Genomic DNA, 15,813 nt, shown 5'->3' on the forward strand with positions numbered 1-15,813 from the left:
GATGCTGTATCACCTGCTCTACCCGTTGCACACGGAATTCTCGGCGTTCTACGTCTTCCGTTTCATCACCTTCCGCACCATTTACGCGGCGATTACCGCGCTGGTTCTGTCGTTCATTATCGGTCCCTGGCTGATCCGCAAGCTTTCTGAACTGCAGATCGGTCAGCAGATCCGCAAGCTGGGACCCGAATCGCATTTTAAAAAAGAGGGGACGCCGACCATGGGCGGCACCCTGATCCTGTTCGCCATCGTCCTGCCGACCCTGCTGTGGGCCGACCTGACCAATTACTATGTCTGGGTCACTCTGCTGGTGACGATCGGTTACGGGGCGATCGGGTTCGTCGATGACTATCGCAAGATCAAGCTGAAGAACAGTGACGGGCTGCGGCCGCGCCAGAAGATGTTCTGGCAATTGGCGGTGGCGGCCGCCGCCGGAGGCAGTCTCTACCTGCTGCCCTCCTTCGAGACCACCCTGGCGGTCCCTTTTTTCAAAGGGGTGAAACCGGATTTGGGAGCCTTCTATATCCTTTTCGCCATGGTGGTCATTGTCGGCGCGAGCAACGCGGTCAACCTGACCGACGGCCTGGACGGTCTGGCGATCGGACCGATGATCATCGCCTCGGCCACCTACCTGGTCTTTGCCTACGTGGCCGGTCATGCCAAGGTCGCCGCTTACCTGCAGATCAGTTCGATATCGGGTGCCGGTGAGTTGGCGGTGCTGTGCGGCTCGATGATCGGTGCCGGACTCGGTTTCCTCTGGTTCAACAGCTACCCGGCGCAGGTGTTCATGGGGGATGTCGGCAGCCTCTCCCTCGGCGGCGCCCTCGGGACCATCGCGGTGATCACCAAGCAGGAGATCGTCCTGATCATCGTCGGCGGTATTTTTGTCATGGAGGCGCTGTCGGTCATTGTCCAGGTGACTTCGTTTCGTCTCTACGGCAGACGGATTTTTCGCATGGCGCCGATTCATCATCATTTCGAGCTAAAAGGCTGGCCGGAACCGAAAATCATTGTCCGTTTCTGGATCATCAGCATCATCCTGGCGCTGGTGGCCCTGTCGACGCTGAAGTTGAGGTGATATGAAACACGGCTATGAAAACAGGCAGATTGTCGTCGTCGGGGCGGGCCGCAGCGGCCGGGCCCTGAGTCGCTATTTCTGCAGCCGGGGCGCGCAAGTCGTGCTTTCGGATCGTCGTCGCCGTGAGCAGATCGACACCCTTGACGAATCCGGTCTCGACGGAGTGCGGTTCGACCTCGGCGGTCACGATTCCGAGCTGCTGAAGGCCGCCGACCTGGTGGTGATCAGTCCCGGCGTGCCGAGCGATCTGCCGGTTCTGCAGCAGGCGCGCGCCGCCGGTGTGCCGGTGGTCGGGGAGGTGGAAATCGCCTGGCGCGATCTGGACGCGCCGCTGGTCGGCATCACCGGCACCAACGGCAAGTCGACCACGACCGCTTTGTGCGGTGAGATGTTCCGACGGGCCGGCTGCAGGACTTTTGTCGGCGGCAATCTCGGCACGCCGTTGATCGAAGCGGTGGCTGGCGATGACTGGCAGTACCTGGTGGTCGAGCTGTCCTCTTTTCAGCTGGAAACGATCGCTGACTTCAGGCCCCGCTACGGGATGCTGCTCAATCTCAGCGCCGACCACCTTGACCGCTACGCCGACATGGATGCCTATCTGCGGGCCAAGCTGCGGCTGTTTGAAAACCAGCGGTCCGAGGATGTCGCCATTCTGAATGCTGATGATCCCCTGGTCCGGGAAATCGCCGCCGACCTGCCGGGACGCCGGGTGTTGTTTTCCTCGGAGAGACGTCTGTCGGAAGGGATCTGCCGGGAAGGGAAGGAGATCGTCTGGCGGTGGCAGGGGGGCGAACAGCGCTTCGCCATCAACCAGCTCAGGCTGCGCGGGGACCACAATCTGGAAAATGTCATGGCGGCCCTGCTGCCGCCGCTGCTGGAAGGATGTGATCCGCAGCTGATCTGGCAGGCGGCCTGTGAGTTCAGCGGTCTGCCTCATCGCATGCAACAGGTGCGGATGCTGGGCGGCGTTGACTGGATCAACGATTCAAAAGGGACCAATGTCGGCAGCGTGCTGAAGAGCCTCGCCGGTCTGGATGCGCCGGTGACGCTGATTGCCGGCGGTCGGGACAAGGGCGGCGATTTTCGGCAGCTGGCGTCCCTGGTTCGCGAGAAGGTGGGGCACCTGCTGCTGATCGGCGAGGCCGCCGCGAGAATCGCGGAGGAACTTGAAGGTTGCAGTGAGATCGAACTCTGCCCCGGTCTCGATGTGGCTGTCGATCGTGCCCGGGCGGTGACTGCCGAGGGCGGCACGGTGCTGCTTTCCCCGGGCTGCTCCAGTTTTGACATGTTTGCCGACTTTGAGCAGCGCGGCGACTGTTTCATCCGCCTGGTGAACGCGTTGACCGAAAACGAGGAACCCTAGGATGGAAATCCGTACCGGACATGATCGTACGATCCTGATGCTGGCGGTGGCCCTCACCTGCTTCGGCGTGGTGATGGTCTACTCCTCCTCATCGATCATGGCGGCGAAGAAATACGCCGACGGATTCTTCTTTCTCAAGCGCCAGGGGCTCTTTGCCCTGATCGGATTGACGCTGCTGGCGGGGCTGATGCAGTTCGACTATCATCGCCTGCGGCGGCTGGCTGTCCCTTTGTTTCTTTTCTGCGGGCTGCTGTTGCTGCTGGTGTTCGTTCCCGGGCTCGGCAATCGCGCCGGCGGCGCCAGTCGCTGGATCAGGCTGCCCGGATTTTCACTCCAGCCGTCGGAGCTGGCGAAACTCGCCCTGGTGATTTTCATGGCCCATTCACTGGCCAGGAAGGGAGAGAAGATCAGGACTCTGAAGGTCGGTTTCATGCCCTACATGGTGGTGCTGGCGATTCTGCTCGGCATCGTGCTGGCACAGCGGGACCTCGGTGCCGCGGTCACCATGGCCGCCGTGGCCCTGAGTATGCTGGCGGTCGCCGGAACTCGCTGGCGGCACCTTGTGTCGGCGGTGTTGGTGGCCGCTCCCTTCGCCTATTACCTGGTGATGGGGGTCGATTACCGGCGTCGGCGGATCCTGGCGTTTCTCAATCCCTGGGATGACCCGACCGACACCGGCTTCCAGATTATCCAGAGCTGGATCGCCTTCGGTACCGGCGGCTGGTTCGGCAGCGGTCTGGGTGAGGGCAAGCAGAAGCTGTTTTTCCTTCCCGAAGCGCATACCGATTTCATCTTCTCGGTGGTCGGCGAGGAACTCGGCTATGCCGGAGTGCTGGTGACGACCCTGATCTTCCTGGTGCTGGTCCTGCGCGGGATCAGGACCGCGCTTCATGCTCCCGACGATTTCGGCCGCAACCTGGCCTTCGGTCTGACAGTGCTGATCGGCCTGGAAGCTTTCACCAATATCGCGGTGGTCCTCGGCATGCTGCCGACCAAGGGACTGGCCCTGCCGTTTCTTTCCTACGGCGGGACCAGCCTGGTCTGTACCCTGATGGCGGTGGGGATTCTGCTCAATATCTCCAGCCAGATCCCGGGGGAGGTGCGATGAAAATGCTGCTGGCCGGTGGTGGAACCGGCGGACATCTTTTCCCCGCGGTGGCGATCGCCCAGCAGCTGCTGAGGACTGATCCCGATGCGGAGACCCTGTTTGTCGGGACCGAAAGAGGCATCGAGGCACGGGTGCTGCCGCAGTTGGGCCTGGCGCTGAAAACCATCGATATCGCCGGTTTCGTCGGCAGGAGCCTGGCGGCGAAACTGGCACTGGCGCCGAAGCTGCTGCGCAGCCTGCGGCAGTCGTTGAAGATCATCGACCAGTTCCGTCCGGACGTGGTGGTCGGTGTCGGCGGCTATGCCAGCGGACCGGTACTGCTGGCGGCGAAACGGCGCGGCTGTCCGATTCTGATCCATGAGCAGAATGCCGCGCCGGGGTTGACCAACCGGCTGCTGGGGCGACTGGCCGGGCGCATCTGCCTGACCTTTGACGAAAGCGCCGCCTTCTTCCGTGGCAACACGGTGCTGACCGGAAACCCGGTACGCAGCACGATGGCCGATTGTCCGCCGCTGCCGGAATCTCCGCCGACCCTGCTTGTTTTCGGCGGAAGCCGCGGCGCGCGGGCCATCAACCAGGCGATGGTCGGGGCTCTTCCTCATCTCGAATCCTGGCGCGGACGGTTGAAGATTATCCACCAGACCGGTGATGAGGACCTGGAAACGGTTCAGGGGGCCTATCGTGAAGCCGGCTGGAAGGATGCCGAGATCAGGGCTTTCATCGATGATATGGCGGATGTCTATGCCCGGTCGCAACTGGTGGTCTGCCGCGCCGGCGCGACCACCATTGCCGAGCTGACCGCCTGTGGCAGGCCTGCGGTGCTGATCCCCTATCCGCATGCGGCCGGGGATCACCAGAATGCCAATGCCAGGTCGCTGGCGAAAAAGGGGGCGGCGCTGCTGTTGCCGCAGACCCAGCTGGATGGAAAACGGCTGGCGACCCTGGTGGCCGACCTGCTTGATGACCGTCGGCGGCTGCTGGAGATGGCCGGCGCGGCACGGTCCCTGGGACGGCCGGAGGCCGCCGAACTGATTCTTGACCAGTGCCGGGCCATGGCCCGGAAAGGATGAGCTGATCATGTATGGCAAGATACGCAACATCCATTTCGTCGGCATCGGCGGTATCGGCATGAGCGGCATCGCCGAGGTGCTGCTCAATCTCGGCTACCAGGTTTCCGGGTCCGATCTCAGGGAGAGTGAATCCACTCGCAGGCTGCAAAGTCTCGGTGGACAGATCTCGTTCGGTCACGCGGCGGAAAATATCGGTGAAGCCGACGTCGTGGTGACCTCCACCGCGGTTCATGATGACAACGTCGAAGTGCTGGAAGCCCAGCGTCGCCTGATCCCGGTGATTCCCCGGGCCGAGATGCTGGCGGAACTGATGCGGATGAAATACGGCGTCGCCGTGGCCGGAACCCACGGCAAGACCACCACCACCAGCATGGTGGCGACGGTTCTGACCCGCGGCGGACTCGACCCGACCGCGGTCATCGGCGGTCGGCTGGACGCATTCGGATCCAATGCCAAGTTGGGACGGGGCAAGTTCCTGGTCGCCGAGGCGGATGAGTCGGACGGTTCGTTCATGCACCTCAGCCCGACCATCGCCGTGGTGACCAATATCGATGCCGATCATCTTGATTTTTACAGCGGTCTGGATGAAATCAAGACGATCTTCGTCGATTTTATCAACAAGGTTCCCTTTTACGGACTGGCCGTTCTCTGTCTCGATGATGCCAACATCCAGGAGATTATCCCGCGGGTCAACAAACGCTTCGTCACCTACGGACTGGCGACCCAGGCGGATATCTACGCCACCGATGTCGAGCATAAGGCCGACGCGACCCGCTTCAAGGTTCATGATCGCAACGGACTGCTGGGCGAGCTGTCGCTGCGGATGCCGGGACGGCACAATGTCCTCAATGCCCTGGCGACCGTGGCGGTGGCCATGGAACTGGGACTGTCATTCAAAAAGATTGCCGAAGGGTTCAACGGTTTCGGCGGTGTGCAGCGGCGGTTCCAGATTCTGCCGAGCGGCGGAGACATCATGGTGGTGGATGATTACGGGCATCACCCCGCAGAAATTCGCGCCACCCTGGCCGCGGCGCGGAGCGGATGGCCGGATCGCCGGGTGATAGCGGTTTTTCAGCCGCATCGCTACAGTCGTACCCGGGCCCTGTTCGAGGATTTCACCACCGCTTTCTACGATGCCGACAAGCTGTTTGTAATGGATATTTACGCGGCGGGTGAAGAACCGTTGACGGATGTTTCGGCCGAGGCCCTGGTTGCCGGCATCAGCGGCCACGGTCACCGGGATGTCACCTGGTGCGGGGATCAGGAGGCGGTGCTGACGCACCTGGAAGATGAACTTGAAGCGGGTGACCTGGTGATCACCCTCGGCGCCGGCAGTATCTGGCAGACGGCCAGGGAACTGGCGCGACGCCTGGCCCGATGAAAAACGGGCTGCAACAGCTCTTTGACAACCTCAGCAAGTCGGGCGGGGTGCTGCGTCGCCACGAACCGCTCAGTCGCTGGACCAGTTGGCGGGTCGGCGGACCGGCGGACCTCTTTTATCAGCCGGAGAATGCGGAGCAGCTGCTTTCGGCTCTGAAACAGGCGGTTCGATGTGGTCAGCCCTGGACGGTGATCGGCGCCGGCAGCAATCTGCTGGTACGCGATGGCGGTATTCGCGGACTGGTCATCCAGACCCGCCGCCTGGACGGTCTGCAGATCGGCGCTGATGGTCATGTTGTGGCCGAGTGCGGGTTGTGGCTGCCGCTGCTGGTACGGCGCTGCGTTGCTTCCGGCCTGGCCGGGCTGGAGGAACTGGCCGGAATTCCCGGTACTGTCGGCGGCGCCCTGGTGACCAATGCCGGGGCCCATGGCCGGAGCATCGGCGACTGTCTGCGGCAGGTGGACCTGTTCAATGCCGGTCGATGTGAGACCTGGAGCGCCGCGGAGGTCGGATGCGTGTATCGCGGATCCAATATCGGTCCCGGGCAGTTGGTGTTGCGGGTTGCCCTGCAACTGCAGCAGGGGGAGCGGACACAGTTGCAGAACCGGGTTGACGCATTGCTGACGGCCAGGCGTCGTTCTCAGGCGGTCGGTGGAGCCAACGCCGGTTCGGTGTTCAAGAACCCGCCGGGAGAGGCGGCCTGGAAGCTGATTGATGCCGCCGGATTGCGCGGCCTGGCCGTCGGGCCGGCCCAGGTTTCACCGCGACATGCCAATTTTATCGTCAATCGCGGCGGTGCCGGTGCCGGGCAGATACTCGAGCTGATCGGGCTGGTACGGGAAAAAGTCAGAACTTGCTGTGGAGTGGAACTGGAAACCGAAGTGAAGGTGGTCGGTGAAGACAACCCGGACCGCCCGGCGGAGGAATAGGACAGCAGCATGAGGTTGAGTCAACAACAGATACGCAACGCCACGATCGGCATTCTCTATGGAGGGCTTTCCGCTGAGCGGGAGATTTCCCTGCGGACCGGGAAGGCGGTTGAGAAGGCGTTGACCGGGCTCGGCTACCGGACTGTCGGCATCGATGCCGGGCGTGACCTCGCCGCCCAGTTGCGGCAGGCCGGGGTCGAGGTCGCCTTTATCGCCCTGCACGGGCGCTATGGCGAGGACGGCACGGTGCAGGGGATGCTGGAGCTGATGGGCATTCCCTACACCGGCAGCGGGGTTCTGGCCTCGGCTCTGGCGATGGACAAGGTGGCGACCAAGAAAATCCTCCTCCACCACGAGCTGCCGACGCCGGGTTTCGCGGTGTTGACTGCCGGTGAAGATCGGAGTTCGCTGCTTGAGCGCTGCCGCCATTTTCCGCTGGTGGTCAAGCCGTCCCGCGAGGGTTCGACCATCGGCATCAGCATTGTCCATGACCGGGAAGAGCTGCAGGCCGGGCTGGATGAAGCCTTGAAATGCGATTCGCTGGTGCTGGTCGAGGATTACATCGAGGGCCTGGAGGTGACCGTCAGCGTATTGTGCGATCAGGTGCTGCCGATCATCCAGATCGTCCCGAAGGACGGGTTCTACGATTACAACGCCAAGTACACCGCCGGGCAGACCGAATACCTGCTGCCGGCGCCCCTGCCGGCGGTCCTCTACGAACGTCTGCAGCAGGTGTCGCTGCGGGCCTGTCGGGCGCTCGGCTGCCGCGGTGCGGCGCGGGTCGATTTCATGGTGCGCGAGCGGGAGTTCTATTGTCTTGAAGTGAACACCATTCCGGGAATGACCGAGACCAGCCTGCTGCCGAAGGCGGCGGCCGAAGCGGGGCTGGATTTCGCCGAACTGGTCGAACGGATGCTGCTCGATGCCGGATTGAATAGGTAGCGGAAAAGAGTTCGCCGACGCTGCGGACAGGGGATGAGGGATGCGCGATTTCAAGTCGCCGGCTGTGAAAAAAAAGACCCGGGGCAACCGGCGCAAGCAGCAGAAGAAACAGCGCAACTGGCGCAAGCTGCTGCGGCGGGCGATGCGGTCGCTGGTTTTTTTCTGCAGTGCCGCGCTGGTGGTCGGTGGTGGTCTTCTGGCATCCCGCCTCTTGCTTGACTGGGGCTATTTCAAGGTGGAAACCATCCGCGTCGAGCATCAGCAGCGGGTCTCGAAGGAAGCGATCCTGGAACTGTCGAATATCCGACCCGGGGTGTCGATCTTCTCCCTTGACCTGGAACGAATCGGTCAGAAGATCGAGGAAAACCCCTGGATCGCGACCGCCAGCGTGAAACGTATTTTCCCGCGTGACGTGGTGATCGATGTCGTCGAGCGGACTCCGGCGGCGGTCCTGAGCCTGGGGTATCTCTACTACGTGGATTGGGATGGGGAAATTTTCAAATTGCTGGACGCCGAGGACCGACTCGATTTTCCGGTGATCAGCGGGGTCTCCAAGGAGGATCTGCTGAAACGTCCGCGCCAGACCCGTGAGAAGCTGCGGGAGGTGATGCAGTTGCTGCGGGAAATCGAGACCCGGCAGGGATTCAACCTGGATGACCTGTCGGAAATTCACCTCAGCGACAGTGAGGGCATCGAGCTGATGACCTATGTCGGCGGGGTGCCGATTCGCCTGGGATTCGGTCATTATGCCGCGAAGCTTGATCGGCTGGAAAAGATCTACAAGGAACTGCAGCCAAAACTGATGGCTCTTAAATCGATCGATCTGAATGTTGCCGACCGGGTGATTGTTCGGGTCGCGACGAACATGACGGTTGGGAAGGGTTAGCCCAAGGGGGTAGGTTATGAGTACAAAACGTGAAAATCTGATTGTCGGTCTCGATATCGGCACCACCAAGATCTGCGCCATTGTCGGCAGCGCCACCGAAGAAGGGCTCGATATCGTCGGTATCGGCACGGCGCCGTCGAAAGGTCTGCGCAAAGGGGTGGTGATCAATATCGAGAGCACCGTCGAGGCGATCCGCAAGGCGCTGCAGGAGGCGGAACTGATGGCCGGCTGTGAAATCAAGTCGGTTTTCGCCGGCATCGCCGGCGGGCACATCAAGGGCCTCAATTCGCAGGGGGTGATCGCGGTCAAGAACCGCGAGGTGACCCAGGAGGATATCCGCCGGGTGATTGACGCCGCCAAGGCGATCGCCATCCCCATGGATCGCGAGGTGATTCACATCCTGCCCCAGGAATTCATCATCGACGACCAGGACGGCATCAAGGAGCCGCTCGGCATGAGCGGCGTGCGGCTGGAAGCCAAGGTCCATATCGTCACCGGGGCGGTGGCCAGTGCCCAGAACATCATCAAGAGCTGCCAGCGTTCGGGGGTGGATGTCGCCGACATCGCCCTGGAGCAGCTGGCATCGAGCGAAGCGGTGCTCTCTCCCGATGAAAAGGAGCTGGGCGTGGCGATGGTCGATATCGGCGGCGGCACCACCGACGTGGCGATCTTCTCGGAAGGGGCGATCAAGCATACCGCGGTGCTGTCCCTCGGCGGCAACCACCTGACCAATGACATCGCCGTCGGATTGCGGACGCCGATGGCGGAAGCGGAGATGATCAAGCAGAAATACGGCTGCTGCCTGGCGGCGATGATCGGCAAGGACGAGACCATCGAGGTGCCTTCGGTCGGTGGCCGCGAGCCGCGGGTTCTGTCCCGGCAACTGCTGGCCGAGATTCTTGAACCGCGGGTGGAGGAAATCTTCTCGCTGGTTAATCGGGAGATTGTCCGCAGCGGATTCGAGGACATGATCGCTTCGGGCGTGGTCCTGACCGGCGGCAGCGTGATCCTGCCGGGGATGCCGGAGCTGGCGGAGCAGATTTTCAACCTGCCGGTACGGCGCGGAGTCCCGCAGGGAATCGGTGGTCTGATCGACGTGGTCAATTCACCGATCTACGCCACCGGTGTCGGGCTGGTGAAATATGGCAGCCGTAACCTGCAGACGAAGAATTTCAGTATCGGTCAGGAAAATATTTTCGACAAGGTCATCCGTCGGATGAAGGACTGGTTCGGCGAGTTTTTCTGAGCCGGTTGTTGAGTCCGCCGGTTTGAAGCTAAAGAGTTGTGTCAACCCAAGGGGCGGGAACGGAGAACCCGCGCCACACCAGGAAAGGGAGGGAGTTATGTTTGAATTTGATGAAACGATGGACCAGGGTGCACGGATCAAGGTCATCGGAGTCGGAGGCGGGGGCGGCAATGCCGTCAACACCATGATCGCGTCCGGTGTCGCGGGAGTCGATTTTGTGACCGCCAATACGGACGCCCAGGCGCTGCGGGCCAGCAAGTCGCCGATGAAGGTGCAGCTCGGCGGCAAGCTGACCAAGGGGCTCGGTGCCGGTGCTAATCCGGAGGTCGGTCGCGAGGCCGCCCTCGAGGACCGGGCGCGGCTGGCGGAACTGCTCGAAGGGGCCGACATGGTGTTCATCGCCGCCGGGCTCGGCGGCGGTACCGGGACCGGGGCTGCGCCGGTGATCGCCGAGGTGGCGCGCGAGGTCGGCGCGTTGACCGTCGGGGTGGTGACCAAGCCCTTCAGCCACGAGGGCAAGCAGCGCATGGCCAGGGCCGAAGAGGGCGTTAATGCGCTCAAGGAAGTGGTCGATTCACTGATCCTGATCCCCAACGACCGGCTGATCGGGCTGGCGGGCAAGAATATGAGCATCCTCGACGCCTTCAAGCCGGCCGATGACGTGCTGCGCCAGGCGGTGCAGGGGATTTCCGACCTGATCACCACCCACGGCATGATCAACGTTGACTTTGCCGATGTCAAGGCGGCGATGAGCGAACGCGGCATGGCGATGATGGGCATCGGCGTCGGTTCCGGCGAAAAACGGGCCGCCGAGGCTGCCCAGGCGGCGATTTCCAGCCCGCTGCTGGAGGAGATCGACATCTCCGGCGCCAAGGGTGTGCTGGTCAACATCACCGGTTCCGCCAGTATGACCATGGAGGATTTCGAGGAAGTTTCGCGGATCGTGCATGAAAAGGTTCACGATGAGGCCAACATCTTCATCGGCCTGGTGATCAACGAGGAGATGGGCGATGCCATCAAGGTGACCGCCATCGCCACCGGATTCGGCGATTCCTTCGAGCAGGCGCAGCGCGGCAGCGAGATCCTCAAGACCAATGCCGTTGCTCCGGTGAGCAAGGTCGATCGTGATCTGCCGACCTTCATTCGCCGGCGGCAGATGGAAAATCCGCGGGCCTTTGCCGGGGGGATGAGCGAGGAGGATGAGTATGATATTCCGACATTCCTCCGCAAACGCGTCGATTAGGAGGTAGGGGCGGTTCTTTTCCGCCAACTTAAGCGTTGCCGGTTTCTTCGCTTGTGCGACGTAGCTGTCGCTACGCCTCCGCGCTCATCGACCGGACGCCTTGATTTGGCGAAAAATCCCTCGCCCTTGGAACGGTAGGGGAGGGGACGCTCTCGGGGACTGTCCCCCTCGCAGTTGGTCAGGGGCGGTTCTTTTCCGCCAACTCTGCGTTGCGTTCCTCTTCGCTTGTGCGACATAGCTGCCGCTATGTCTCCGCGCTCATCGGGACGCGCCTTGATTTGGCGAAAAATCCCTCGCCCTTGGAACGGCGGAGGAAGAGTGGCGCTCCCGGGGACTGTCCCCGCGGTGGGACTGTCCCCCTTGAAGTAGGCAGGTGCGGGGATGCAGACAGAAGGGGTTTTGCTTTGCGCCTCTGCGTCTTTGCGCCTCTGCGCGAGACAGGTTTCTTGTTTGTCCGTATGTACGGTTCGGATACCCCGGTACCGGTGTTCTCCGCCCGGTATGTTTGACGGGGAGACCGTCCATGTTGTGTCATCCTCCCTCCAGGGGCCGCCCAGCGGCCCCTCTTTTTTCGTGCTTGGACGCTCTTTTTCACTCCCCAGGGTTTTGATTTTCTTGGCGCCTTGGTGTCTTGGCGGCCCAAACGTTGTAAATCATACTCTCTTTACCCGAACCGGCAGAAATGCCAAGATACACTCATGGCTTCACCACGACTGATTGAAAAGGCCAGGCGGCGTCTGACGGTCGAAACCGGGGTGCGTTCCAACCCCTGGGGCGGGCGGTTGAGCGTCGCGCTGGTATTCCCCAATACCTATCACCAGGCGATGAGCAACCTCGGGTTTCTGACCGTCTATCGCCTGCTCAACAGCCGCGACGACACCCTGGCGGAGCGTTTTTTTCTGCCCGATCCGGAGGATCTCAAGGAGCATCAGCGGACGAAGACGCCGCTTTTTTCTCTCGAATCGGGACGGCCGCTGAGTGATTTCGACCTGGTGGCGTTTTCGATTTCCTTTGAAAACGATTTCCTCAACCTGCCGGTTCTGTTCGAACTGGGCCGCCTGCCGCTGATGCGTGCACAGCGCAACGCCTGGCACCCGCTGGTGATCTGCGGCGGGGTCTGTGCTTTTCTCAATCCGGAGCCGCTGGCCGACATCATCGACCTGTTCGTGGTCGGGGAAGGGGAGGTGATTCTCCCCGCGCTTCTGGAGGGTCTGCTCGCAACGGAAGGAATGGATCGACCCGAGCTGCTTGGTCGTCTGGCCAAGGTTCAGGGGTGCTATGTTCCGTCTGCCTATGTCGTGGAAGCCATGCCGGATGGGAACCTGATCGCCGGGCCTCCCCTTGGGGATGCTCCGCAGCGGGTTCGACGGCAATGGCTGGCTGATCTCGACGCGTCACCGACCGGATCGGACATCCTGACTGAGGAGACCGAGTTCAGTGACATGTACCTGGCCGAAGTTTCCCGCGGCTGCAGCCGCGGCTGCAGGTTCTGCGCCGCGGGTTATATCTATCTGCCGCCCCGCGAACGGGGGTTGAGCAGTCTCACCGATCAGGTGGAAACGGGACTCTGTCAGCGACGGCGCATCGGTCTGGTCGGGGCGGCGGTTTCCGATTATTCACAGCTTGAGGCCCTGAATGCCGAAATTCTCAACCGGGAAGGAGAAATATCGGTCGCCAGCCTGCGTATCGATTCTCTCACCGCGGCTGAAGTGGAGGCCCTTAAAGCCGCCGGACACCGGACCCTGGCACTGGCTCCCGAAGCGGGCAGCCAGCGGATGCGTGACCTGATCAACAAGCAGTTGTCGCGCGATCAGATCCTGGCGGCCGTCGACCTGCTCGGTGAAAAAGGAATTCTGAATCTGAAGCTCTATTTTCTTATCGGGCTTCCGGGAGAAACGCATGCCGATATCGAAGAAATGGTCGACCTGGTGGTGGAGATTCGGGACCGCTGGCTGGCGCACGGCCGTTCTCTCGGGAGGATCGGCAATCTGCTGCTCTCGGTCAATCCTTTTATCCCGAAACCCTCCACACCGTTTCAGTGGGCCCCGATGGCGGAGATGCGGGTTTTGAAAAGAACCTTGAAATATCTTCAGCAGCAGATCGGGCGGTTGCCCAATACCGAACTGCATCATGAATCCCTGCGTGCGGCGCGCCTGCAGGGAGCCCTTGCTCGCGGCGACCGTCGATTCGGTCAGCTGTTGCCGGAACTCGCCGCTGGAAAATCGCTGGAGTCCTGTTGTGCCGACGTCGGCCTGGATCTGGCCGGAATGCTCCATCGACAGCGCCCGGAAAAGACACGTTTCCCCTGGGAGATTCTCGATATCGGCGTCTCTCGCGACTACCTGTGGCGGGAATACCGGCGTGCCCTTGATGGTCTCAAAACCCCGCCCTGCCGTCCCGGTTGCCGGCGCTGCGGCATCTGTCATTGAATTCCCCTCCCGGGGAGGATGATGCTCCGGCTCCGCCACTGTGGATCTGCGCAGCCGTTTTTTACGGACCTTCGCACGACTGATTAAAACCGCGTTTTACAACTTGCCTCGCATCTTTTTCCTGCTAAACTCAACCCATTATCTGTGCATTGTGAAAGGCCGTCCTGTCCGTGGCCTGTGACGGGTTGTTCCATGAAAACCCACTCCTGCGTTTCGTAACCACCTCCCCTTATCGCCCCGCCGGCGGCGATATTCCTGAACCGGGTTGCGAAAAGAACCGATAAGAACGGGTCAACACTGTGGATGCCGGGATCGTTTTTCCGGCCGATGAGGAGGTTCCCCGATGAAAGTGCGTTTTTGTGTAGCCAGGGGGCTGTTGCTGGCCGTTCTGGCTCTGCTGGCACTGCCGATGAACAGTGCCGCGGTCGAATTGCGGGTGCAGTCCGATACCCTGCTGCGGATTTTTGAGCGGGATACCACGAGCGGTACCGATAAACTGGTCTCTCCGGGGTACGAATACCTGCAGGTTGACATGGGCAGCCTTTCGGAGGCCGGGCTCTCGTTTCACGCCTACGGCTGGGGCCGTTACGATTTTGCCGACAATGATTTTTACCAGGCTGCCGATGCCGGGGAACTGCTTTACGGTTATCTTGAGTACAAGCGGGAAAACGCCAATCTCAATGTCCGTCTCGGTCGGCAGTATATTTTTGAGGGGGTGGCCAATGAATCGGTTGACGGTCTGCGCCTCAGTTCAGATTTGAGCGAAAATATTTCCGCTTCGATCTATGCCGGTCAGCCGGTCGGGCTTGATTCGACCAGCGGCCGCAGCGGCGACAGCATCTATGGCGGTCGGGTCGCCCTGCACAAGATGAGTCTCGGCGAAGTCGGGCTCTCCTACAAGAATATCCAGAATGACAGCGATACCGCCGAGGAGATGGCCGGTGTCGATATCGCCCTCTACCTGCCGAAGGGCATCAACTTTTTCGGCAACTCCAGTTACAACCTCGACAGCAACGGCTTCGCCGAACATTCCTATGAACTGAACATCCCCTATGAGAGTCTCCGTTTTCGTCCTTTCTTCCAGATGTTCAATTACGCGGATTACTTCTCGACCGGGGCCAACAGCGTTAACCCCTTCCGGGTGCTGGGAACCGGTGACGAGGAGATCAATATCTACGGCATCGATCTGAGTTGGCTCCAGTCGGAGGCCTGGACTTTCGTCGGCAAATTCAAGTACTACGACTACGACCAGGCCGACGGCAACCAGTACTACGGTCTGGCGGCCACCTGGCATCCCGGAGAAGCCACCGATCTTGGTGGTGAAGTCGGCTACCTCAATGGTGACCTGAGCAAGAACACCTACCTGCTGACCCGCCTGTTCGCGACGGTTGACCAGTTGGGGGACAAGCTCTGGCTTGATTTCCTGACCGGCGATATCGTCTACGCGAGCTACGATCAGGATATCTACGGCGAGGATTACTCGTTGTTTGTTTCCCTGGGGACCGGCAAGACTTTCCTGGACGGTCGATTGCGGGTCAAGCTTTCCGGTGACTACAGCCAGGACCCCTATTTCGATGACGACCTGCGAGGTCTGCTCAGCCTGACTTACAATTACGATCACGGTCTTTGATGCCGTTTGTGCCCGACAGGAGTCCGACCATGAAGAAGATCTTCTCCCCGCTTGCGGTTCTGATTATCTGCCTTGCCGTTCTGGCGGCATGCTCGACCATGAACAACAGCTTCCAGTTGCCGAACAACCACCCTTCACCTGATGACCTCGGCGAACAGCCCAAGGTCTGCACCAACTGTCATGACGCCCGGGGGGACATTCCCTTCGAGCGTTTCGTGCATGGTCCGACCTGGGGAGAGAACCACCGCCAGGCTGCCTACCAGGGAGAACGGGTCTGCGCCCTCTGCCACCAGACCAGCTTCTGCAACGACTGTCATGCCACCCGGGTGGAACTGAAGCCGTCACTCAGGCACCAGACCGATAACGTCCGGCGCATGCCGCATCGGGGCGATTATCTCAGCCGTCACCGTATCGACGGCCGGGTCGACCCGACGTCCTGTTTCCGTTGTCATGGCAATCCCAAGGCCGCAGCGACCTGCGTGACCTGTCACGGCTAGAGCCACAGGAG

General features: G+C 61.2%; 13 protein-coding genes. All 13 read left to right on the plus strand.

Going from position 1 to position 15,813, the window contains the following annotated elements; genetic code table 11:
* Window position 1: 1 nt before the first annotated feature.
* The 13 genes from mraY to B5V00_RS04095 all read left to right on the plus strand — a co-directional run bounded on the left by mraY (window position 2) and on the right by B5V00_RS04095 (window position 15,802).
* Complete coding sequence (mraY, locus tag B5V00_RS04035) at window positions 2-1,078, plus strand: phospho-N-acetylmuramoyl-pentapeptide-transferase (RefSeq protein ID WP_085009477.1); 1,077 nt, start codon at window positions 2-4, stop codon at window positions 1,076-1,078.
* A 1-nt stretch (window position 1,079) separates the two neighbouring features.
* Entirely contained in the window at window positions 1,080-2,441 is a 1,362-nt protein-coding gene (murD, locus tag B5V00_RS04040) for a UDP-N-acetylmuramoyl-L-alanine--D-glutamate ligase (RefSeq protein ID WP_085009478.1), read from the plus strand.
* Between the two features lies 1 nt (window position 2,442).
* Window positions 2,443-3,549: a putative lipid II flippase FtsW gene (ftsW, locus tag B5V00_RS04045; protein WP_085009479.1), complete on the plus strand. Its 1,107-nt coding sequence runs from the start codon at window positions 2,443-2,445 to the stop codon at window positions 3,547-3,549.
* The gene (murG, locus tag B5V00_RS04050; protein ID WP_085009480.1) at window positions 3,546-4,619 is read left to right on the plus strand and encodes an undecaprenyldiphospho-muramoylpentapeptide beta-N-acetylglucosaminyltransferase; all 1,074 of its coding nucleotides are present in this window, start codon (window positions 3,546-3,548) and stop codon (window positions 4,617-4,619) included. Before ftsW ends, murG begins: the two co-directional genes overlap by 4 nt.
* Window positions 4,620-4,626: 7 nt before the next feature.
* Window positions 4,627-6,000, plus strand: coding sequence for a UDP-N-acetylmuramate--L-alanine ligase (gene murC / locus B5V00_RS04055; protein ID WP_085009481.1), 1,374 nt, complete (start codon window positions 4,627-4,629; stop codon window positions 5,998-6,000).
* Window positions 5,997-6,929 (plus strand): UDP-N-acetylmuramate dehydrogenase, encoded by a 933-nt coding sequence (gene murB / locus B5V00_RS04060; protein WP_085009482.1) that lies wholly within the window; start codon window positions 5,997-5,999, stop codon window positions 6,927-6,929. The genes murC and murB overlap by 4 nt, the downstream gene beginning before the upstream one ends.
* Before the next feature lie 15 nt (window positions 6,930-6,944).
* A complete protein-coding gene (locus B5V00_RS04065) occupies window positions 6,945-7,871 on the plus strand; it encodes a D-alanine--D-alanine ligase (protein WP_085009568.1) in 927 nt (308 codons plus the stop codon).
* Window positions 7,872-7,911: 40 nt separating this feature from the next.
* Entirely contained in the window at window positions 7,912-8,757 is an 846-nt protein-coding gene (locus B5V00_RS04070) for a cell division protein FtsQ/DivIB (protein WP_085009483.1), read from the plus strand.
* Window positions 8,758-8,773: 16 nt separating this feature from the next.
* Window positions 8,774-10,003, plus strand: coding sequence for a cell division protein FtsA (ftsA, locus tag B5V00_RS04075; protein ID WP_085009484.1), 1,230 nt, complete (start codon window positions 8,774-8,776; stop codon window positions 10,001-10,003).
* Window positions 10,004-10,100: 97 nt separating this feature from the next.
* Complete coding sequence (gene ftsZ, locus B5V00_RS04080) at window positions 10,101-11,246, plus strand: cell division protein FtsZ (protein ID WP_085009485.1); 1,146 nt, start codon at window positions 10,101-10,103, stop codon at window positions 11,244-11,246.
* Between the two features lie 698 nt (window positions 11,247-11,944).
* The gene (locus B5V00_RS04085) at window positions 11,945-13,675 is read left to right on the plus strand and encodes a radical SAM protein (protein WP_085009486.1); all 1,731 of its coding nucleotides are present in this window, start codon (window positions 11,945-11,947) and stop codon (window positions 13,673-13,675) included.
* Between the two features lie 343 nt (window positions 13,676-14,018).
* Complete coding sequence (locus B5V00_RS04090) at window positions 14,019-15,305, plus strand: hypothetical protein (protein ID WP_085009487.1); 1,287 nt, start codon at window positions 14,019-14,021, stop codon at window positions 15,303-15,305.
* Window positions 15,306-15,334: 29 nt separating this feature from the next.
* Entirely contained in the window at window positions 15,335-15,802 is a 468-nt protein-coding gene (locus B5V00_RS04095; RefSeq protein WP_085009488.1) for a cytochrome C, read from the plus strand.
* Window positions 15,803-15,813 lie beyond the last annotated feature (11 nt).

It is taken from the genome of Geothermobacter hydrogeniphilus (genome assembly GCF_002093115.1).
Classification (GTDB): Bacteria; Desulfobacterota; Desulfuromonadia; order Desulfuromonadales; family Geothermobacteraceae; genus Geothermobacter_A; species Geothermobacter_A hydrogeniphilus.

Coding starts and splice junctions, on each gene's coding strand:
- mraY (WP_085009477.1), top strand. CDS start 2: ATGCTGTATCACCTGCTCTACCCGTTGCACACGGAATTCTCGGCGTTC.
- murD (WP_085009478.1), top strand. CDS start 1,080: ATGAAACACGGCTATGAAAACAGGCAGATTGTCGTCGTCGGGGCGGGC.
- ftsW (WP_085009479.1), top strand. CDS start 2,443: ATGGAAATCCGTACCGGACATGATCGTACGATCCTGATGCTGGCGGTG.
- murG (WP_085009480.1), top strand. CDS start 3,546: ATGAAAATGCTGCTGGCCGGTGGTGGAACCGGCGGACATCTTTTCCCC.
- murC (WP_085009481.1), top strand. CDS start 4,627: ATGTATGGCAAGATACGCAACATCCATTTCGTCGGCATCGGCGGTATC.
- murB (WP_085009482.1), top strand. CDS start 5,997: ATGAAAAACGGGCTGCAACAGCTCTTTGACAACCTCAGCAAGTCGGGC.
- B5V00_RS04070 (WP_085009483.1), top strand. CDS start 7,912: ATGCGCGATTTCAAGTCGCCGGCTGTGAAAAAAAAGACCCGGGGCAAC.
- ftsA (WP_085009484.1), top strand. CDS start 8,774: ATGAGTACAAAACGTGAAAATCTGATTGTCGGTCTCGATATCGGCACC.
- ftsZ (WP_085009485.1), top strand. CDS start 10,101: ATGTTTGAATTTGATGAAACGATGGACCAGGGTGCACGGATCAAGGTC.
- B5V00_RS04085 (WP_085009486.1), top strand. CDS start 11,945: ATGGCTTCACCACGACTGATTGAAAAGGCCAGGCGGCGTCTGACGGTC.
- B5V00_RS04090 (WP_085009487.1), top strand. CDS start 14,019: ATGAAAGTGCGTTTTTGTGTAGCCAGGGGGCTGTTGCTGGCCGTTCTG.
- B5V00_RS04095 (WP_085009488.1), top strand. CDS start 15,335: ATGAAGAAGATCTTCTCCCCGCTTGCGGTTCTGATTATCTGCCTTGCC.